The organism is Mesorhizobium loti R88b, from assembly GCF_013170845.1.
GTDB classification, from domain to species: domain Bacteria; phylum Pseudomonadota; class Alphaproteobacteria; order Rhizobiales; family Rhizobiaceae; genus Mesorhizobium; species Mesorhizobium loti_B.
The window spans coordinates 1,748,831-1,769,485 of sequence record NZ_CP033367.1 but is presented as its reverse complement, the minus strand read 5'-3'; the positions used below and the strand labels follow the sequence as shown (position 1 = coordinate 1,769,485).

16 protein-coding genes and 1 pseudogene are annotated in these 20,655 nt (G+C 62.4%); 8 read left to right on the top strand and 9 right to left on the bottom strand.

Annotation, left to right across the window (positions count from 1 at the left end; translation table 11 throughout):
- Window positions 1–2 precede the first annotated feature (2 nt).
- The 6 genes and pseudogenes from EB235_RS08680 to EB235_RS08655 form a co-directional block, all read right to left on the bottom strand.
- Window positions 3–1,001 (bottom strand): alpha-ketoacid dehydrogenase subunit beta, encoded by a 999-nt coding sequence (locus EB235_RS08680; RefSeq protein WP_027031380.1) that lies wholly within the window; start codon window positions 999–1,001, stop codon window positions 3–5.
- Window positions 1,001–2,029 (bottom strand): thiamine pyrophosphate-dependent dehydrogenase E1 component subunit alpha, encoded by a 1,029-nt coding sequence (locus EB235_RS08675; protein WP_027031381.1) that lies wholly within the window; start codon window positions 2,027–2,029, stop codon window positions 1,001–1,003. The genes EB235_RS08680 and EB235_RS08675 overlap by 1 nt, the downstream gene beginning before the upstream one ends.
- A 2-nt stretch (window positions 2,030–2,031) precedes the next feature.
- A complete protein-coding gene (locus EB235_RS08670; protein ID WP_027031382.1) occupies window positions 2,032–3,360 on the bottom strand; it encodes an NAD(P)H-dependent oxidoreductase in 1,329 nt (442 codons plus the stop codon).
- A 301-nt stretch (window positions 3,361–3,661) separates the two neighbouring features.
- Window positions 3,662–4,435: a phosphodiesterase gene (locus EB235_RS08665; RefSeq protein WP_027031383.1), complete on the bottom strand. Its 774-nt coding sequence runs from the start codon at window positions 4,433–4,435 to the stop codon at window positions 3,662–3,664.
- 26 nt (window positions 4,436–4,461) lie between these two features.
- Window positions 4,462–5,532, bottom strand: a complete 1,071-nt coding sequence (locus tag EB235_RS08660) for a LacI family DNA-binding transcriptional regulator (RefSeq protein ID WP_051429692.1) — start codon at window positions 5,530–5,532, stop codon at window positions 4,462–4,464.
- Between the two features lie 19 nt (window positions 5,533–5,551).
- Window positions 5,552–6,153: pseudogene (locus EB235_RS08655) on the bottom strand (ABC transporter permease); the annotation flags it as partial.
- Window positions 6,154–6,438: 285 nt separating this feature from the next.
- On the opposite strand from EB235_RS08655, the gene EB235_RS08650 reads away from it, so the two are divergent.
- From EB235_RS08650 to EB235_RS08625, 6 genes are all read left to right on the top strand, one after another.
- A complete protein-coding gene (locus EB235_RS08650; RefSeq protein ID WP_051429693.1) occupies window positions 6,439–7,389 on the top strand; it encodes a MurR/RpiR family transcriptional regulator in 951 nt (316 codons plus the stop codon).
- Window positions 7,390–7,435: 46 nt separating this feature from the next.
- The gene (locus EB235_RS08645; protein ID WP_027031384.1) at window positions 7,436–8,884 is read left to right on the top strand and encodes an amidase; all 1,449 of its coding nucleotides are present in this window, start codon (window positions 7,436–7,438) and stop codon (window positions 8,882–8,884) included.
- A gap of 87 nt (window positions 8,885–8,971) precedes the next feature.
- On the top strand, window positions 8,972–10,504 hold the full coding sequence (locus EB235_RS08640; protein WP_051429694.1) for an ABC transporter substrate-binding protein: 1,533 nt from the start codon (window positions 8,972–8,974) through the stop codon (window positions 10,502–10,504).
- 73 nt (window positions 10,505–10,577) lie between these two features.
- A complete protein-coding gene (locus EB235_RS08635; RefSeq protein WP_027031385.1) occupies window positions 10,578–11,516 on the top strand; it encodes an ABC transporter permease in 939 nt (312 codons plus the stop codon).
- A 32-nt stretch (window positions 11,517–11,548) separates the two neighbouring features.
- The gene (locus EB235_RS08630) at window positions 11,549–12,364 is read left to right on the top strand and encodes an ABC transporter permease (protein WP_245268847.1); all 816 of its coding nucleotides are present in this window, start codon (window positions 11,549–11,551) and stop codon (window positions 12,362–12,364) included.
- A gap of 1 nt (window position 12,365) precedes the next feature.
- Window positions 12,366–14,051, top strand: a complete 1,686-nt coding sequence (locus EB235_RS08625) for a dipeptide ABC transporter ATP-binding protein (RefSeq protein WP_080680837.1) — start codon at window positions 12,366–12,368, stop codon at window positions 14,049–14,051.
- Here EB235_RS08625 and EB235_RS08620 read toward each other — a convergent pair.
- Window positions 14,019–14,807, bottom strand: a complete 789-nt coding sequence (locus EB235_RS08620) for a 3-hydroxybutyrate dehydrogenase (protein WP_027031387.1) — start codon at window positions 14,805–14,807, stop codon at window positions 14,019–14,021. The two genes, EB235_RS08625 and EB235_RS08620, sit on opposite strands and share 33 nt — an antisense overlap.
- A 248-nt stretch (window positions 14,808–15,055) precedes the next feature.
- Between EB235_RS08620 and EB235_RS08615 the strand changes: the two genes are divergently transcribed.
- Window positions 15,056–15,844 carry an acetoacetate decarboxylase gene (locus EB235_RS08615; protein WP_032925591.1) on the top strand — a complete coding sequence of 263 codons (789 nt, stop codon included), beginning with the start codon at window positions 15,056–15,058 and terminating at the stop codon, window positions 15,842–15,844.
- Window positions 15,837–16,997 carry a patatin-like phospholipase family protein gene (locus tag EB235_RS08610; RefSeq protein WP_027031389.1) on the top strand — a complete coding sequence of 387 codons (1,161 nt, stop codon included), beginning with the start codon at window positions 15,837–15,839 and terminating at the stop codon, window positions 16,995–16,997. Before EB235_RS08615 ends, EB235_RS08610 begins: the two co-directional genes overlap by 8 nt.
- A gap of 442 nt (window positions 16,998–17,439) precedes the next feature.
- Here EB235_RS08610 and EB235_RS08605 read toward each other — a convergent pair whose 3' ends face one another.
- Together EB235_RS08605 and EB235_RS08600 are read right to left on the bottom strand one after the other, a co-directional pair.
- On the bottom strand, window positions 17,440–19,050 hold the full coding sequence (locus EB235_RS08605) for an inorganic phosphate transporter (protein WP_027031390.1): 1,611 nt from the start codon (window positions 19,048–19,050) through the stop codon (window positions 17,440–17,442).
- Window positions 19,051–19,263: 213 nt separating this feature from the next.
- Window positions 19,264–20,478 (bottom strand): ROK family transcriptional regulator, encoded by a 1,215-nt coding sequence (locus EB235_RS08600; RefSeq protein ID WP_027031391.1) that lies wholly within the window; start codon window positions 20,476–20,478, stop codon window positions 19,264–19,266.
- Window positions 20,479–20,655 lie beyond the last annotated feature (177 nt).

Here is a 20,655-nt window from a genome sequence, read left to right as displayed (position 1 = left end):
GCTCAGCGAACCCCTTTCACGAGGTCGCGCGCGGCGGTGATGATGTCGGGAACTTGAGGCACGGTGGCCTTTTCCAGCTCCGGATTGTAGGGGATCGGCGTCTCGGCGCCGCCCAGCCGCACGATCGGCGCGTCGAGATAGTCGAACGCCTCGCTCTCGGCGATCATGGCGCTGACCTCGGCGCCGATGCCCAGCGTCTTGACCGCTTCGTAGACGCACATCAGCCGCGATGTCTTCTTGACACTGTCGATGACGGTCTGCTTGTCCATCGGCCGGATGGTCCGAAGATCCACCACTTCGACGTCGATGCCCTCGGCTTCCAGCACGGCCGCCGCGTCGAGCGCCTTCTGCACCATGATCGAGGTGGCAACGATGGTGAGGTCACGGCCCTCGCGGCGGATGTCGGCCTTGCCGATCGGCACCGTGTAATAGCCCTCGGGCACCGGACCTTTCGCCTTGTAGAGCAGCTTGTGCTCGAAGATCATCACCGGATCGGGGTCGGCGACCGCCGCCAAAAGCATGCCCTTGGCATCATAGGGCGTCGCCGGCTGGATGACCTTCAGCCCCGGCACATGGCCGAGCCAGGCTTCCAGGCTCTGGCTGTGCTGCGCGGCGGCACCCGTGCCGGAGCCGGCGGGAAAGCGCATCACCACAGGAACCGAAACCTCGCCGCCCAGCATGAAGCGCATCTTGGCCGCCTGATTGACGATCTGCTCCATGGCGAGCGTGGCGAAATCGGAAAACTGGAATTCGAAGATCGGCCGCATGCCGGTGAGGGCCGCACCCACCGCGACGCCTGCGCCACCCAGTTCCGAAATCGGCGTATCGATGACCCGTTCCGTGCCGAAGCGCTCGACCAGGTCGCCGGTCACCTGAAAGGCGCCGCCATAGACGCCGATGTCCTCCCCCATCAGGAAGACGCGTTCGTCCATCTCCATGGCAATCGCCATGGCTTCCTGGATCGCCTGGGCGTAGCTCAGTTCACGCACCATCGCATCCATCACGCCTGCTCCGTATACACGTAATTTCCGGTCTCGCTGACGTCAGGCGACGGGCTCGCCTTGGCGAACTCGATGCCGTTGGCGATCTCCTGCGCCACCGCGTCACGGATGGCCTCGATGCCCTTGTCGTCGATGAAGCCGAATTCCCGCAATTCGCTTTCGAACAGCGTGATCGGATCGCGGTTCGACATCCAGTCCTCGATCTCTTCCTTGGTGCGATAGCGGTTGCGGTCGCTCTTGGAGTGGCCGCGATGGCGGTAGGTCTTGGATTCGATCAGCGTCGGCCCCTCGCCAGCGCGGGCACGCTCGACAGCCTTGTAGGACGCCTCGGCGACCTCCGAAAAAATGTTGCCGTTGACGATCACGCCGGGCATCGAATAGGCGGCGGCGCGGTCGGCGATGTTCTTGACCGCGGTCGAGCGGGCGGTCGACGTCGACATGCCGTAGCCATTGTTCTCGCAGACGAAGATGACCGGCAGCTTCCAGACCGCCGCCATGTTGAGCGCTTCGTGGAAGGCGCCCTCATTGTTGGCGCCGTCACCGAAGAAGGACACCACGACCTTGCCAGTCTTCATCATCTTGGACGACAAAGCCGCACCGACCGCGATCGGAATGCCGCCGCCGACAATGCCATTGGCGCCGAGATTGCCCTTGGCGACATCGGCAATGTGCATCGAACCGCCACGGCCCTTGCAGTAGCCGGTGGTCTTGCCGAAGAACTCGGCGAACATGCGTTTGACCTCGGCTCCCTTGGCGATGCAGTGGCCATGGCCGCGATGCGTCGAGGTGATCTGGTCATCCTCGCCAAGCGGCATGCAGATGCCCATGGCGCTGGCTTCCTGGCCGATCGACAAATGCATGGTGCCGTGGATGAGGCCGCGCGTGTAGCTGTCCTCCGCGCCCTCTTCGAAGCGGCGGATGAGGTACATCTTGTAGAGCACCTGCTTGAGCTGCTCGGCGCTGTACTGGCGATAGACGAAAGGCAAGTTGGCGCGACTGTCGGCGACCGCTTTGCTGGCTGTGGCCATGATCAGGCTCCCACGGTTCCGTAGACGAGTTTGTCCTGGCGGGCACGCAGTTCGGCGATCTTGGAGCCCGGAGCCGGCGCCGCATTCGCATAGGTGATGAGCTCGCCCTTCTTGATCGGCGCCGTCACCGAACCGCCCTGCAGCAGGCCGCAGGGAATGGCCTTGGCGGCATGCGCTTCCGGTGCCGTCATGATCCAGGCGCGGTAGCAATATTCGCCGATCGCATCGAGCTTCTCGCCGGGCTGCATGTCCTTCTTGGCGACTGCGGCGACTTCGGCCACGGGCTTCGCCAGCGGCACCATGTCGGCCTTGCCGTAGAGGACGACACGGGCGCAGGTCAGCGGCACTTCGAGCGACGTCAGATGATAGGGACGATGGAAGGTGAAGTACGGGCCCTTGCCCATCTTCAGATCTTCCATGCGCTCCGAAATGCGCGGATGCGACATGTCGGCGACAACGAAGACGCCGGGCGCCACGCCCTTGCCTATGGAATAGTCGACGACGCCGACCCTGGACAGCACGCCGCCATCCTTCTGCGGCACCAGGACTTTCGAGAGTTCGCCGAGCGTCGCGGCCGGGCCGTGCATGCCCGCCTTGTCGGGCACCAGCCCGGTGGCGTTGGCGATCGCCGCCATCTCGACCATGGTCTTGGAGCCGTCGACGAATTCGACCAGCATGCGCACATTCATGTGCCGGCGCTTCGCCTCTTCCTCATAGGCGGGCGGCGTGGCATCGATGTTGAGCGGATTGTTCTTGCCCTTGCCGGCGGCGACGATCGGATGGCCCATCGCCGAGACGAACTCGATCAGCTCCATGCATGAGGACGGCTCGTCGCCGGCGCCCAGCGAATAGGTGACGCCGAGCCTGTCTGCTTCGCTCTTCAGATAGGCCCCGATGGTGACGTCGGCCTCGACATTCATCATCACCAGGTGCTTGCCATGCTCCATGGCGCGCAAACCGATCTCGGCGCCGACGGCGGGAACGCCGGTGGCGTCGATGACGACGTCGATGAGGTCATTGTTGATGACCAGATTGGCGTCGTTGGTGACCGCGATCTTGCCGGCTTCCATGGCAGCGGTCATCGCCGAGGCGTTCGACACTTCGCGCGCATGGCCGGTTTCCTGGAAGGCGATATCCACCGCCTTGCTGGCGGCTGGCAGGTTCAGTTCGGAAATCGCGCCGATCTCGATGCCGGACATATGGGCAACGCGGGTGACGATATCGGTTCCCATCTCGCCGGAGCCGATGAGGCCGATGCGGATAGGCTTGCCCGACTTGCCGCGTTCCTCGAGATCGCGGGCAAGGCCCGTCAGCGAAACATTGGACGCCATACCGCTTATTCCTCCCATAGTGCAGGCTTGTTCATTCGCTTGACGGGTATTGAACATCTGTATTTCTGTCAAGACTAATGTCCAAAATCGCGTGCTTTTTGGCACCGTTTCGGGGAGACTCCGTATGCGCCCAAAAAGCACAGTGAAGCACACCAATCGCACAGGACGACGCGCGCGCGGGCAGACCATCGCCGGGATATGATCTTCGGCGTACGGGAGATGCATCGTAGCCGGGGCTGGCTCGGCCGGTCGCGACGGTCCCTCGTCACGACCGTCGAACTCATTCTCGGAATGAAGAGCTCTACGGAACTCGATCCGACACCGGCGCCACCGGAAAATCGTGAAAATGGACGATCACCCCATCCGCATCGAAGAAGATCACGGCATAGGCGGGCGGTTCGTGGCCCAGGCTCCAGCTCTGCGAGAAATCGAGCGCGCTCTGATGGTTGGTGCTGCGCAGCGTGCTGACCGGTATGCCGCGCCAGCTGCCGGCGATCAGCCGATGGACGTGGCCTGCGAAGATGTGGTGGACATTGCCGTGGCGCGACAGGACGTCATGGAAGGCGTCTGCATCGGCGAGCCTTACCTCGTCGAGCACCGGCATATGGATTCGGAATGGCGGGTGATGCATGAACAGGAAGGCCCGGCCGCGCGCTTCCCCGAGCTTTTCGTCCAGCCATTCGAGTCGCGCCGGGCACAGCCTGCCTTCGACATGGCCGCTGTCCAGCGTGTCGAGGAGGATCAGCCGACCCTCACTGCCGTCGAACACGCTCTGCACGAACCCACGCTCGGTGGCGGCATGGGGGAACATTTCGAGAAAAAGCGCCCGGTCATCATGGTTGCCGAGCATCAGCCGGCAGGGCAAAGCAAATTGCGCCAGCCTCTCCCGCAACGCCGCATAAGCGACACGTTCGCCGTCATTGGTCAGGTCGCCTGAAATCACAACCAGATCGGCATCGGCGTGGTTCTTGCCGATGTCGGCAAGGCAGGCCTCCAGCCTCGCCAGCGGATCGGAACCGTAGAGAAGGCCACCCGGCGTCATCAAATGCGGATCGGAGAGCTGGATGATTTTCATAGGGCAACGACCTGTGGCTAAGGATGTCAGGAGGAACTGCTTGGGAGTCGTTCCGCGTCCAGCGGAACGAAACTGCCGCGCACAACGAGCGGCACACTTAGGCGCTCTCGAATCGGCGCCAGATCCGGTTGTTGCTGGCGCAGGTCGAGCAGTGCGACGGCCCTGGCGGCCATCGTCTCCGGATCCTGGCGGAAGGTGGTCAACTGGTAGGCAAGCCAGCCGGCTTCCGGGATATCGTCGAAGCCGATCACGGAGAGATCGCCGGGGATGTCGAGCCCCGCCTGACGGGCATGGTCCATGACGCCAAAGGCAACGAGATCGTTGACGCAGAAGATCGCCTGCGGTCGGTCCTGGCCATCAATCAGGGCCTTGCCCGCCTGCAACCCGCCCGCATAATCCGTATCCCTGCCCCGCGCGATCACGACTTCTGCGCCCAGACGCGCGGCCTCGGCGCAGAAGGCATCCTCGCGTTCGGTGATGGTGGGTGTACCCGACAGCGATCCCGCCAGGCCGAGCTTCACCATACCGCGCGCGACGAACAGCGCTGCCGCGAGCCTTGCTGCCGCACTGCCGTCGGTCTGGATATGATCGGCCTCCGGTTCGGACCGGCCGATGACGACGAGCGGCTGGCCATTGCGCCGCGCGAGTTCGAAGAAGGACGAAGGCGGCGAGCCGGAAAGGATGATCGTCGCCTCGGCGCGATGGCCAAGCAGCGTCTTCTGGGCTGATATCAGTTCCTGCTCGGTCTGGCCGGTGTTGATCATGACCGGAACATTGCCGCGATGGATCAGCGCCTTGGTGAGTGCGGCTGTAAGATGCGCGCGAAAGCCGACCTCCGGCTTGGTCACCACCAGGCCGACCAGCCGGCTCTGGTTGGCGAGCAGGCCACGCGCCAGATCGTTGACCTGATAGCCGAGTTCTTCGGCGGCGCGCATTATCTTTTCGCGCGTTTCGGTGGCGACGCTGGCGCCCGGCGTGAAGGCGCGCGACACCGCCGAGCGCGACACCCCCGCCTGGCGCGCGACATGCAGCGCGCTGACCGAGCGAAGCTTGTCCGAGGTCTTGTCGCCCGTGGTCGAGTTCTTGTCCGCCGTCATCGGTTGACGCTCATACTCTTCAATGGCCAACCCGCGACAGCACATCGGCCTTCAGGAACCGCTCAACGATCAGCATGAAGCCGATCGACGGGATGAGCAGCAGCAGTGCCGTGATCGAGGCGATCTGATAATTGCCGCCGGCGCCCGCCGAATAAAGCAGCAGCGGCAGCATATTCACATCCGGCGCGCCGACGAAATAGCTGCCGGTGAATTCGTCGAGCGATTCCAGGAAGACGAAGATGGCGCTGGCCATCAGACCGGGCATGGCGAGCGGCAAGGTCAGGTCGCGAAAGGCGCGGAACGCTCCGGCACCGATCGAACGCGCCGCCTGCTCGAGCTCGACATCGACGGCGGAAAAGGCCGCCGTGGCGATCCACACCGCATAGACGAGACCATGCACGGCATGCACCAGAACCACACCGGTGATCGTCCATTGAGGCCGATCTGGTAGAAGACGCGTGCGATGTTGACATAGACCGGCAGGTTCGGAAACGCTTGCGGGATGAGGAAGGCGAGCAGGATCAAGCCGCGCAGCGGCAGTTTCAGCCGCGCCAGCGCATAGCCGGCGGGTATCGCCAGCGCCAGCGAGACGATGACCGTCAGCACCGCCACCAGAATGCTGCAGCGAATCCATCGCGGAGCCTTACTACGACGTCCAGCCGCGGTTCATCGACCATGGTCGTGCCGGTGATCTGCTTGGCTGAATCCGAACACCGGGACAGTGCCAGCACCGCGCGTTGGCTGCCGGTGAAATAAAAATACCGGAATATTGAATTGTAAAATTTATCTTTCACAACGTGTTTTCGCATGCTAGCGTCGCGTCCGTAGCTGGAATGAAGTGCGCTTCCTTGGGCGGCATTTTTCCGGCCTGCTCCGAAATAGATCTCTCATGGGACGTTGCGGTCGATGAAGACGAAGGCGCCTGGCAATAAGGCTGTGTCTGACGAAACCGAGGTGGCCAGTGCGCTTGAAGCCAGGTTGCGTGAGGGTTGGCTGGATTTCGCCCGGACCGAGCAAGCAATCGCGAGATACCTGCTCGCCAACATTCATGACATCCCCTTTGAAACTGGCGCCACCATTGCCGCCGGCGCTGGTGTGAGCGAGGCAAGCGTCACTCGTTTCGTGCGGCGTCTCGGCTATACCGACCTCAAGGAAATGAAGCGTGGCCTGCGCTCCGCGCCGAAAGTCACGGGCCCGGGCCTTGACAGTGCTGAGTTGCGTTTTCGCATCGGCGGCGAGAAGCAGGAGCGGTTGGCCCGCAGCCTGGAGATGGAGCAGCAGGCCTTGACGGCCGCCTATGGCCTTGCCCAGGGCGAGATGTGGTCTGAAATCGTCCACCTGCTCAGCACCTGCGAGCGCGTGAACTGCGTGAGCTTCCAGGCCGTAAAGGGATTGGGGCTCGATTTCGCGACGCGTCTGCGCTGGGTGCGTAGCGGTGTTCGCTTTGCCGAAGGTTTGGGCGGCACATTCTCGGAAATCCTCACCGACGGCGGCGAAAATTCCTGCGTCCTCCTGATCGACACGGCGGAATACGCCGCGACGACCTTTCGGCTCTGCGCCCAGATCAAACGTCGCAAGATTCCGCTGATCATCGTTACAGATAAATACAGTCATTGGGCATCTGAATACACAAATCTCAAGCTTGAAGTGTCGACACGTGTCGATCTGTACTGGGATTCGACCGCCGCGATCAGCTCGGTGTTGAACCTGCTGACGCATTCCGTCGCCGAGAAACTCGGCAAATCGGCTGAGACAAGGATGAATGAGCTGGAGGATATCGCCGGGATCCTGCGGACCTTCCACAAGCCACCACGACGCGTAGCGCGGCATATCAAAGAGGAAGAAGGCGAAGAATGACGATCGATCACCCGTTGCTGGATTCGTGGACGGTCAGGGCAGGCGCATGAAGCTCACGGAATACGCCGCCCAAGACGGCCTTGGTCTGGCCGAGCTCCTGCGCAACCGGGAAGTCACCCCGCGCGAGCTTGGAGACTGCATCCTTTCGGGGATCGCCGCGGTCAATCCGCAGCTCAATGCGGTGATCGAAACCTATGCCGATGCGATCGAAGCCCTTGGCGACGTTCCCGGGCCGGCACCTTTCCACGGCATGCCGACATTGACAAAGGATTTCCCCATCGAAGCCGGCCGGCCGGGAGAATTCGGCAGCGTTTTCGCCAAGGGCTTCACCTCGGGCGGGGATGACGCCTTCTGGGTGAAATTGCGATCCGGTGGCCTTGCCAATATCGGGCGCACCACCACGTCGGAATTCGGCATCGCGGCAGCAACCGAATCCTCGCTCTACGGCGCGACGCGCAACCCCTGGGATACCAGCAGGGGCGTTTCAGGATCCAGCGGCGGAGCGGCTGCCGCGGTTGCCGCCGGCATCGTTCCCTTTGCGCAAGGTGGCGACGGAGGTGGCTCCATTCGCACCCCTGCCGCCTTTTGCGGCGTCGTCGGCCTGAAGCCGTCGCGTGGCCGGATCAGTGGCGCGCCGGAATCGAATGCACCAATGCTGGGTCTCGCCACTTCATTCATGCTGACACGCTCGATCCGGGACACGGCGGCTTTGCTTGATCTGGGGTCTGGCGCGGTACCCGGCGACAGCTATGAGATCGCCCATCCAACCACCAGCTATAGCAAGGCGATCGCCGCGCCGCCCAAGGCTTTGCGCATTGCCCTTTGCACGACGTCCTGGTCGGGCTATCCGCTCGACGCGGAAGTGAAGGCGGCCGTCCTCGAAGTGGGCAAGAGGCTGGAGCAACTGGGCCACAAGGTCGTGGAGGCCGGTCCCACGTTCGACTATGAGCGCTATCTCGCGGCACAGAAAGTGATCTGGGCAGCCTCCACGGCCCAGTCGCTCGACGAATTGGCGAGCCTGCTGCGGCGGCCGGTCGATGAGGCGCACCTGCAGCAGACGACACTTGCCGTCTACCGCCATGGCCGCACGCTAAACGCAGCAAGTTTGATCGCGGCTCTGGCTGTTTACGACAAGATCACGCGGACCATTGGTGAGTTCCTGGCCATCCATGATGTGCTGGTGACGCCGACCTGCGCGATCTCGCCGGATCTGCTCGGCACGCATAACCCGGATCGTCCTGGCAGTGACATCGATACGGTGTTCGCGGATCTGGCGCCGAAGGAGACTTTCAGCGCGCTCTTCAACGGCACCGGATCGCCGGCGATATCCCTGCCGCTCGGCTGGACGCAGAACGGCCTGCCGATCGGAGTGCAGTTTGTCGCCGCATTCGGACGTGACGACCTGCTGCTGCGGCTGGGTGCGGTGCTCGAGGCCGAATACGCCTGGCAGCGGCGCAAACCACCCACCCACATCACCCAACACTGCCTGAACTAACCAAGACTGATTGAACCAACAAGGACTGCTTGAACCAACAAGCATGGATTGCCCCGGGAACATCATCAACGCAAATGGGAGTCTGTCATGGACCGAAGAGTATTCCTTAAGAGCGCGGCACTTGCCGGCTTCAGCATCGCGACATTGCCGGCGACATGGCTTCGAGCCAATGCCGACGGCAGCAAGGTCCTGCGTATGGCCTATGGGGCCGAGGTTCTCACCCTGGACCCGATCAAGACCACCTATGGAGCCGATATCCTCATCCAGGGCATGATGTATGCACGCCTGCTGCATGCCAATGCCGATCGCACCGAAGTCGGCCCGGGCCTTGCCGAGAGCTGGGACATCGCCGATGACGGCAAGACCTATACCTTCCACCTGCGCGAGGCCAAATTCTCCGATGGATCGCCGATTACGGCCGAGGATGTGGCATTCAGCTGGAACCGCATGCGCTTCCAGAAGGACTCAGCTTATGCAGCGCCGTTCCAGCCGCTGACCAAGATCGAGGCAAAAGATGCCAAGACAGTGGTGATGACGCTCGATCGCAAATTCACGCCCTTCCTGACGCTGACCGAAATCTGGAACACCGGCATCGTTCCGAAGGCAGCGGTGGAGAAAATGGGAGACGACGCTTTCGCCAAGGCACCGGTCACATCAGGGCCATTCAAATTCGTCGAGTTGAAGCCTGGCGACCGCGTGGTCCTTGCCCGTAACGAGCACTATTACCGCGAAGGCGAGCCGAAGATCGACGGCGTCGAATTTCGCTATGTCCCGGACGACAACACCAGGGTCTCGATGTTGCAGGCGGGCGAGCTCGATGTCTGCCTCGGCGTGCCAGCCCCGCGCATGGCCGAATTGAAGGCCGCCGGCTTCCGGGCCGACCCCGAAGCTTCGAGCACCACCTATGACATGCTGATCAACCATTCGGCCGAACCCTTCAACGACCTGAAATTCCGCCAGGCTGTCAGCTACGGCATCGACCGGGCGGCGATCAACGCCGCCGTCACGCTGGGTCTCGGCGCACCGGCCAGTTCCATCATGAGCCCGGCGCTCGATTACTTCGACAAATCGCTGCCGGTCATTGCCCGGGACGTCGAAAAGGCCAAGGCCCTGCTGGCCGAATCCGGCAAGACCGGAGCCAGTTTCGAACTTATCCAGAATGCCGGCAGTGCCGATGAGGAAAAGGCGGCCGTGCTGATCCAGGCGCAACTGGCGGAAGTCGGCATCACCGTCAACATCGCCAAGATCGATTCAACGCAGGCCTGGACCCGCCTCGCCGACGGCGAATATCAGGCGGAAATGAACTGGTGGTACAACGAGACGCGAGACCCCGACAACGCTTTGCGCTGGTGCGTCTGGGGCGCCGGCGACAACAAATCCTATTACACCCGCTACAACAACGAGACGGTCAACAAGCTGATCGATGAAGCTTCGGGCGAAGCCGATAATGCCAAACGGGCCGAGCTCTATGCCCAGATCCAGAAGACCGTGGTCGATGAAGTGGCGCAGGTGGCGCTCTATCACCCGACGTGGCTCAACGCCTACGCTCCGAACGTCAAGGGACTGATCCTGAACGTCGGCCTGCAGTTCTCGTCCATCGGCGGAACCAGCCTGGATTGATCGGCACAGGATGCGGGGCGGGATGAAGCAGTTCGTCCACGCCTCGCATCGATTTGACACCAGGATTCCGACCATGAATCGATTCTCCTTCGTGCTCAGGCGGCCGATACAGTTGATCCCCGTGCTGCTGGGTATCAGCGTGATCACCTTCCTGCTGCTGCAAATGACGCCCGGCGATCCGGTTCGCCTCATGCTTGGCCCCAAGGCCAGCCAAGAAGCGATTGAATTCGTGCGGGCACGATACGGTCTCGATCAGCCCGTCCCGGTGCAGTATTTCTATTATGTGATGAATTGCCTGCGTGGCGATTTCGGTCAGTCGATCGCCTTTCGTGGCCCGGTCAGCGGCGTCATCGTGGCGCGGATCGCGCCAACGGTTTTCCTGATCCTCTATGGGCTCGTCATCTCGCTGCTGTTGACATTCGCACTCGCTGTCACCGCTGCCCGGCAACGCGGGCGGTGGATCGACCATCTCATCCGTCTCCTCTGCGTTGCGGGCGTCGGTGTGCCGTCCTACTTTGTCGGCCTGCTGCTGATCATGGGCTTCTGCCTGCGGCTGAAGATCTTCCCCGTATCGGGATACGGACCGACCTTTGCCAACAATCTGTGGCATCTGTTCCTGCCGGCCCTGACGATCGGCATCGGAGTGACGCCGATCCTCGCGCGCAATCTGCGCGCGACCTTCATTCAGCAGATGGACAAGGATTATGCGGTCGCCTGCCGTTCCAGGGGCCTGCCGGAGAGCTACATCTTTTCCCGGCATGTGTTCTGGAATTCGCTATTGCCGACAGTCAATCTGCTGGGCGTCGTGGTCGCCTTCCTGATCGGCGGCACGGTCGTCGTCGAAAATGTTTTCAACATTCCAGGGCTCGGCAACCTGCTCATCCGCGGCGTGCTCACGCACGACCAGTTCGTTGTCCAGGCAGTGGCCCTGCTGCTCGCCGTCGGTGTCGTCATCTCCAATTTTGCCGTCGACATCCTGACCGCTATTCTCGATCCACGGGTGAAATTGTGAGCGATGTGATGCGGGGTAGCCGCCCCTTGGCCATGGCGCGAATTCGGACCCTGCCGGCAACCCTGGTCCTTGGCGGCGCCATCACCCTGACCTGGGTCATCCTGGCCATACTGGCACCGATGCTGACCAGTTTCGACCCGATCAAGGTCGATGTGATGCAGGCACTGAAACCACCCGGCGCCGAGCATTGGTTTGGCACCGACGCCATCGGCCGCGATGTCCTGGCGCGGACACTGTTTGCCGCGCGCTACGATCTCGCAATGGCCTTCTTCGGGGTGGTCGGGCCGATCATCCTGGGAACGATCATCGGCCTCATCGCCGGCTATCTGGGCGGCAGGATCGACGCGGTGCTGATGCGCATCCTCGAGGTCACAGTATCATTTCCCTATTTTGTCCTGGTCATCGCCATCGTTGCCGTGCTGGGGCCAGGCCTCAAGAGCTACTTCATCTCGCTCACCCTGGTGAACTGGGTCAGCTATGCACGACTGGTACGGAGCCAGGCGCTGGTGCTGCGCGGCGCCGATTTCGTGCTGGCGGCGCGCGGCATGGGTTTTGGCCATTCGCGCATCATGCTGTTCCACATCCTGCCAAATGCCATCGTCCCATCGATCGTCTTCGTCATGACCGATGCGGTGTTGGCCATCGTGCTTGGATCGTCATTGGGCTTTCTCGGCCTCGGCGTACAACCCCCGACACCCGAATGGGGCGCCATGATCGCGGACGGCCAGACCTACCTGACATCAGCCTGGTGGATTGCGATCTGCCCCGGCATCGCCATCTGCCTCTTGGCGTTGGGCCTCTCACTGACCGCTGACGGTCTTGCCCGCCTCTTGAACACGGAATCCTGAGATGAGCGACCTCGTCAGCGTCGAGAACGTCACCATCGACTTTGCCACCAATTTTGGCGACGTCCATGCCCTGCGCGGCGTCAGTTTTTCACTCAGGGAAGGCGAGGTCCTTGGCATCGTCGGTGAATCCGGCTCGGGCAAGACGGTGGCCTGCAGGGCCATCCTCAACCTGATTGCCGGCAACGCACTCGTAAAGTCGGGCCGGATCATGTTCGGGAACAGCGATGTCCTCGCCATGACGGATGTCGAACTGGGGCAGCTGCGTGGCGGGCAAGCGGCGATGATCTTCCAGAATCCGTCAACGCATCTTGATCCGATCATGACGGTTGGGCGCCAGGTTGGCGAGGCGATGGTGGTCCATCAGGGCATATCTTGGCGGCAGGCAAACGCGCGCGCGATCGGGCTGTTGGAAGACATGCATATCAAGGACGCGGCCAGGCGGGCGGGCGCCTATCCACATGAGCTGTCGGGTGGCATGCGCCAGCGGGTGATGATCGCGGCGGCCCTTGCCTGCGAACCGAAACTGCTGATTGCCGACGAGCCGACGACGGCGCTTGATGTCACGGTGCAAGCTCAGATACTCGACCTGCTCCGCGGCATCCGGCGCGAACGCAAGCTGTCGATCATCCTGGTCTCTCACGACCTTGGCGTGATCGCGGAAATGTGCGACCGCGTCGTCGTCATGAAGGACGGTGCCGTGCTGGAGATCGGATCGGTCGATCAGATCCTGCGCGAACCCGCCCATGAATACACGAAGCGCCTGATTGCCTCCCAACCCTCGCTGATGACGCCAACCACGCACGCCTGTCCCGTGGCGGCGGAACCGCATCTCCTGGTGAAGAACCTGTGCGTGAACTTCTATCCGGGGCAGAGCCTTGCGGCCTGGGCGGCGCGCAAGCCGCCGCAGATCGTGCGCGCGGTCGACAATGTTTCGTTGGCGCTGCGTCGCGGCGGGGCGCTGGGGATTGTCGGCGAGTCCGGGTCCGGCAAGAGCACCATCGCCCGGGCCCTTGCCGGCCTGGTGCAGCCGCAACAAGGGGAGATCGAGGTGGACGGCCAAGCGCTCGATCGCGCGCTCGCAAGGCGCCGGCCCGAGCAGGTCCGCAAACTGCAGATGGTGTTCCAGGACCCGTTCATGTCTCTCAATCCAGCCTTTACGGTTGCGCAGACTCTGGCCGAACCGCTGCGGCAACAGAGTATCTGCCCGCAGGCGGAAATTCCGGCACGCATCCGCGACCTCATGGAAAAAGTGGAATTGCCGCGTCAGCTGTTGGACCGCCGCACCACGCAACTTTCCGGCGGCCAGCGGCAACGCGTCGGCATCGCCAGAGCCCTGGCGCTGGAACCAGAGATCTTGATCGCCGATGAAGTCACCTCGGCTCTGGACGTCACCATCCAGGCCCAGGTGCTCGACCTCTTTGCGCGGCTGCGCCGCGAATTGTCGCTGACGCTGATCCTGATTTCCCACGATCTGGGCGTGGTGCGTTATCTCTGCGAACACGTTGCGGTCATGCAGCACGGCAAGCTGGTTGAGTATGGCAACACGGAAGACGTTCTTGACCGGCCGCAGCAGGCCTATACCCGTGAGTTGATCGCCGCCATCCCGAAGCTGTCGCGTCCGGCTGCAATCGCGACAACAGAGCCAGGGGCCGCCTTACTGTGCCGTCCAGCCGCCATCCATCGGTAAGGTCGTGCCGGTGATCTGCCTGGCCGAATCCGAGCACAGGAACAGCGTCAGCGCGGCAAGTTCCTCGACAGTGACGAATTCCTTCGTCGGCTGTGCAGCCAAGAGCACGTCGTGCTTGACCTGTTCCTCGGTCATGCCGCGCGCCTTCATCGTGTCGGGGATCTGCTTTTCGACCAGCGGCGTCCAGACATAGCCCGGCGCGATCGCGTTGACGGTGATGCCGTCCTGCGCGGTTTCCAGTGCCACTGTCTTGGTCAGGCCGGCAATGCCGTGCTTGGCCGAGACATAGGCCGACTTGAACGGCGAGGCGACCAGCGCATGCGCGGAAGCCGTGTTGATGATGCGACCCCATTTGCGGCTTTTCATGCCGGGCACCACCGCCTTGATGGCATAGAAGGCCGCCAGGAGATTGATGCGGATGATGGCTTCCCACTTGTCGTCAGGGAAGTCCTCGATCGGCGCGACATGCTGGATGCCGGCATTGTTGACCAGGATGTCGAGGCTGCCGAACGCCGCCTCGGCGTCATGGACCATGGCGCTCACCGCCGCGCCGTCCATCATGTTGGCGTCGGAGTAACGGCACTTGACGCCGAAATCCTTCTCGATACCCGAGCGCTCCTGCTCGATGGCGGCAGGATCGCCAAGGCCGTTGATGGTGACATTGGCCCCTTCGGCGGCAAAGGCGCGGGCGATGGCCAGGCCGATACCGCTGGTCGAGCCGGTGACGAGGGCATTCTTCGAAGACAGGGAACCCATGATGATCTCGCGAGAGGTGGAAGGGAATGGGAGGATATAATTGTGCGTCGCAACATGACAATGACAGAGCCATGTGTCGATGCGATTACAGCCGGACGACAGCGCCGCCGGCATGGCCCGCGACCGGTTCGAAACTATGGTCTTCAGGCTGACACGGCACTGTCATGGTGCCGTGCAACATAATTGGTTGCGCATTCGCGCTCTTATTCCTGATTGAAAATCCGTCTGAAGAACCTTGGGGGTGCAGCATGGAAATCGCCGAAGTCGTGAAGCGCGCCTATGCGATGCCGCTGACCAATCCGTCCTTCCCGCCCGGCCCCTACCGTTTCTTCGACCGCGAATACATCATCATCACCTACCGCACGACACGCGAGGCGCTCGAAGCTGTGGTGCCGGCGCCGCTGGAAATCGACGAGCCGCTGGTCAAATACGAATTCATCCGCATGCCGGACTCGACAGGCTTCGGCGACTACACCGAGACCGGCCAGGTCATCCCGGTGAAGTACAAGGGCCAGCATGGCGGCTATGTCCATTCGATGTATCTCGACGACGACGCACCGATTGCCGGCGGCCGCGAATTGTGGGGCTTTCCCAAGAAGCTGGCCAATCCAAAGATCGTCCATGAAGGCGAGGTGATCGTCGGCACTCTGCACTATGGCAGCGTTCTCTGCGCCACCGGCACGATGGGCTACAAGCACCGGGAGGCCGATCATGATTCCGTGCTCGCGGCGCTCGCCGCTCCCAATTTCCTCATCAAGATCATCCCGCATGTGGACGGCACGCCGCGTATCTGCGAGCTGGTGCGCTACTACCTCACCGACATCACGCTGAAGGAAGCCTGGACGGCGCCGGCGGCACTCGATCTCAGGCCCCACGTCATGGCCGACGTGGCGAAACTGCCGGTGCTCGACATCGTCTCCGCCGTCCACTTCAAGGCCGATCTGACGCTTGGGTTGGGCGAGGTCATGCACGACTATCTTAGTGATCACAGCCGGTTCGCAACCAGCACAACCCAGCCGGAGAAAATTCGTGCTTGAACGCAATCGTAACAAGGAAGCCGCGGCCACGATCGAGGAGATCTCGGCGCAGTATGACCGCATCGCTTTGGTGTTCCAGGGTGGCGGCGCGCTCGGCGCCTATCAGGCGGGCGTCTACCAGGCACTGGCCGACGCCGGCTGCGAGCCGAGCTGGCTGTCCGGCGTGTCGATCGGCGCCATCAATGCCTCGATCATCGCCGGCAATGAGCCGAGCCGCCGCCTGCAGCGACTCGAACAATTCTGGCAGACCATCTCGGGCCGCAAGATCTGGTCCTACACGCCTGAAGGCGACATCTACCGCGACATTCGCAACCGCACCTCATCCTGGATGACGATGACCATGGGCCAGCCCGGCTTCTTCAAGCCGCGCAACCCCAATCCTTGGTTCGAGCCGCAGGGCGCCGAGGGTGCGACCAGCTTCTACGACACAGCTGAGTTGAAGGACACGCTGGAGAGCCTGATCGATTTCGATGTGCTCAACGACGGCAAGAAGCGGCTGAGCGTCGGCGCGGTCAACGTCCGCACCGGCAACTTCGTCTATTTCGATACCGAGAAGGTGCGCATCGGACCGGAGCACATCATGGCCAGCGGCGCGCTGCCGCCGGCCTTCCCGTCGGTCCGCATTGAAGGCGAGTACTATTGGGACGGCGGCATCGTTTCCAACACCCCGCTGCAATACCTGCTCGACCAGGAGGAAGACCGTTCGTCGCTGGTGTTCCAGGTCGACCTGTTCAGCGCCCGCGGTGTGCTGCCGCGCAGCATGCCGGACGTGCTGTCGCGCCACAAGGACATCATGTATTCCAGCCGCACCCGCCAGAACACCGACAATTTCAAACGCATCCATGGCCTGAAGATGCGCCTGCTCGATGCGTTGAAACGTGTGCCCAAGGACCAGCTGACGCCCGCCGAAGAAGCTTTGATCGCGGACTATTCCGACGCCGGCATCGTCAACATCGTCCACCTCATCTACCAGCACAAAGGCTACGAGGGTCACGCCAAGGACTATGAATTCTCCGGCACCTCGATGCGTGAGCATTGGGAGACCGGCCTGGAAGATACGCAGCGCACCTTGCGCCACCGCAAGTGGCTGACGATGCCGACCAATGTCGATGGCGTTGCCATCCACGATCTGCATCGTGAGGATCCGACTTAAGGTCAGGCGGGTTATTCTCGACGGTTCAAACTTTGTTGGTCGGGATTCGTTTGAACCGGTATCGCCAACGGTTGAGATTGGCCGGCGCCTCCAAACTTCGTCATCCCTGGGCGAAGCAGGAGCGAAGCTCCGTCGCGGAGACCCTGGGATCCATTCCGTGGCCTTAGCCGTGGAGTGCAGCCGAGCAGAATTCTGCACCGTGGCAACGCTCAAGAGTCCCGGCATGGATCCTGGGGTCTGCGCTGCGTCGCTGCGCTCCTTGCTTCGTCCCAGGATGACGAAGCGTTAGAGGCGTTTCACGCCAACCTCGCAGGCGTGTTTCGCGTCAATACAAACGCGAATACCTCCCTCGAAATCCCCCGCTTGAACACAGCGCTCCCTCAAAGAAAAAGGCAGCGCCGGTGACCGGCGCTGCCTTTTGTTTGGAAGCCATACGCTCCGCTCAGAACACCTGGCGGAAGATGATGAACAGCACGAAGGCAAGCGTGATCGAGCACGGCAGGGTCAGCACCCAGGCCAGCAGCAGGTTGCGCACCGTCGCCCATTGCAGGCCCGAGCCGTTCGCGGCCATCGTTCCGGCGACACCCGATGACAACACATGGGTAGTCGACACCGGCAGACCGAGCCGGTCGGCCATGCCGATGGTGACCATCGCGACGAGTTCGGCGGCGGCGCCCTGGCCATAAGTCAGGTGGCTCTTGCCGATCTTCTCGCCGACGGTCACGACGATGCGTTTCCAGCCGACCATGGTGCCAAGGCCTAGCGCCAGCGCAACCGCGACCTTCACCCAGATCGGAATGAACTTCGTCGCGTTGTCGACGGCCTTGTGATAGTCGGTGACCGCCTTGAGATCGTCGGCCTGCATCGGCAGCAACTGCTTCTTGTCGATCAGCTTGAGCGCCTCGCCGATCAGATAGATGTCATTGCGGGCGTTGCTGACCAGATCGGTCGGCACGTTGTCGACCGATGCATAGGGCACCAGCTCAGCAGTCGTGTTGTGGATGTAGGTCTGCAGCGCAACAGTCGTCTGGTCGTTCCAGCTCCGGGTGCGCACGGCATCCTGGACGGCCGCCTTTGCGGCCTTGGCATCGGCAATGGTGACACCGGGCTTGACGTATTTGCCCAACGCGGTCTCGACGCCGACGGAAGCCGACTTGTAAGCTTCGAGATAGTTGATGTCGGGCGTACGGTTCAGCGCATAGGCCGTCGGCACGACACCGATCAGGATCAGCATGATCAGGCCCATGCCTTTCTGTCCGTCGTTGGAGCCATGCGCGAAGCTGACGCCGGTGCAGGTGAAGATCAGCAGCGCGCGGATCCACCAGGGCGGCGGGGCATTGCCCTTCGGTGCCTCGTAGAGCGCCGGATTGCGGACCAGCAGCTTCATCACATAGAGCAGGATTGCCGCCGCGAAGAAGCCGATGATCGGCGACACCAGCAAGGTCACGCCAACATTGGTCGCCTGCGACCAGTCGACGCCGCTGGTGGCGCTGCCGGCAGGGGCCATGAACTGGTTGGCGAGGCCGACGCCGATGATCGAGCCGACCATGGTGTGCGAGCTTGAGGCCGGCAGGCCGAGGAACCAGGTGCCGAGGTTCCATAGGATTGCCGCGACCAGCAACGCGAACACCATGGCGAAGCCGGAGGAGGAGCCTACCTGCAGGATCAGTTCGACCGGCAGCAGCGACAGGATGCCGAAGGCCACCGCACCGCTCGAGGTGAGAACCCCGAGGAAGTTGAAGGCACCGGACCACATGACCGCGAACTCGGCCGGCAGGGAGCGCGTGTAGATAACCGTCGCCACCGCATTGGCGGTGTCGTGGAAACCGTTGACGAATTCGAAGCCGAGCGCGATCAGCAAGGCGATGCCGAGCAGGATCCACGGCACGGCCTTGGCCACCGCCAGATCCCGGCTCAGCGCGTAGCCGACATAGACGACGCCGACCAGCACGAGCACACCAAAGGCCGGCAGGAACCACTTCGCGCTGGCCGAACTATCCAGCGGATGCTCCGGTCTCGGAATCCCCGCCTCACTAGAAACTATGTCCACCATGTCCCACTCCTATTGCATTGCAGCAAAGAACTGGGAAAGACGCTATGTCCGGACGATGAACCCTGTGTGACGCCGACAGCCGGCTTTGATACATGATTGCATCTTACCCAAAAGTGACCTCGGCTTCGGGGAGAAGGCATGCGTAGGAACAAAGGCCCAAAACGCGTCGCCTGAATCCGTTTCGACGCGATGCGCTTTGGGCTCGTGACGAGCCTACACCGAGCCGGAGCTTGTCTTCAGGATCGCCGAGAACAGCGGATCGAAGGCACGGCTGATCGGCGCCGCCGCAGCGCCAAGCGCGATCGACCAGGGGTCGGTGGTGCCGAGCTGCAGGCGCGGCAGGGTTCGTCCCGGCCGGTCGGCGATCGACGGCAGCAGCGGATGCATCGCCTCGACCAGCCGGCGCGCCAGCGTCTCCGGCGCACCGCTGGTCAGGATGACGGTCTGCGGATCGAAGATCGTTTCGATGAGATGCACGCTCCAGCGCAGATCATGGGCTGCCCCGTCGATCCAGGCCATCATCCCGGGGTTCTCGGCCAGCACGAGGGCGTTCATCTGCTGGTAGATATCGCTGTCTGCCGGATTGAGATCGAGATGCTGGTAGAGCGAAGCCAGCGACGCGCGATGCTCGAGCGGTGTCGAGCCAGGACCGGCCGGTACCAGCAGCGCCATGCCGATTTCACCGGCATTGCCATGGCCGCCGCTGTAGAGCTCGCCATTGAGGATCAGACCGGCGCCGATGCCATAGCCGACATAGAGGCAGACCGCGTGATCGACGCCATGCGCCGCGCCGACGATACGCTCCGCTGTTGCGCAGGCGGCGGCATCGTTCTGCAGGCCGACATTCAGTCCCGTTCCTTTGGCCAGCGTCTCCAGCAGCGGAAATTTCTGCCAGGCCGGCATCATCCATTTGTCGTCGGAATCCTTCAGACCGAATGGGCCGGGCATGGCGACGCCGAGACCGACCAGCCGTTTTTCCGACTGGGCCGAAATGCCGGCCAGGTCGCGGCGGACACCAGCGATCAGCGCGAGGATGATCTCGACGCCCTTCGACGGCTCATCGAAAGGCAGGTTCGCCTCGGCCCGCGCAAGCACGCTGCCCATCAGGTCGACGGCGACCGCGCGCGTCAGGTGGCGGTCGATATGCAGGCCGATGGCGAAGGCACCTTCGGGCACCAGCCGGTAGGGGGTCGACGGCTGCCCCCTGCCCTTGCGCACCGTATCGAGCGCAACGACCAGGCCGTCGCTTTCGAGATCCTCGATGATGTTGGACACGGCCTGCTTGGTGAGCTGCGTGGCCCGCGCCAGATCGGCGCGCGACAGGGCGCCGTTGAGGCGCAGCGCCTCGATCATGACCCGGCGGTTGTGCGCGCTCGTGCCTTCCTGATTGGTGCCGCTTTTGGCGCGGATCGGGCTGATGTCGTCCACCGGCGTTTCCCCTCTTGACTCCATTAGAATATTGATCGACTAATTAAGTCAAGCGAGTTGACTTAATGCGAACCGGACGCCCAAAAAAAGATGGCAAAGGCCCTCGGCCTGACGCCACTGGTCAGCCGGGTAACCATCAGGTCACGCGACATGGATCCGGGAAGACGATGCGACATA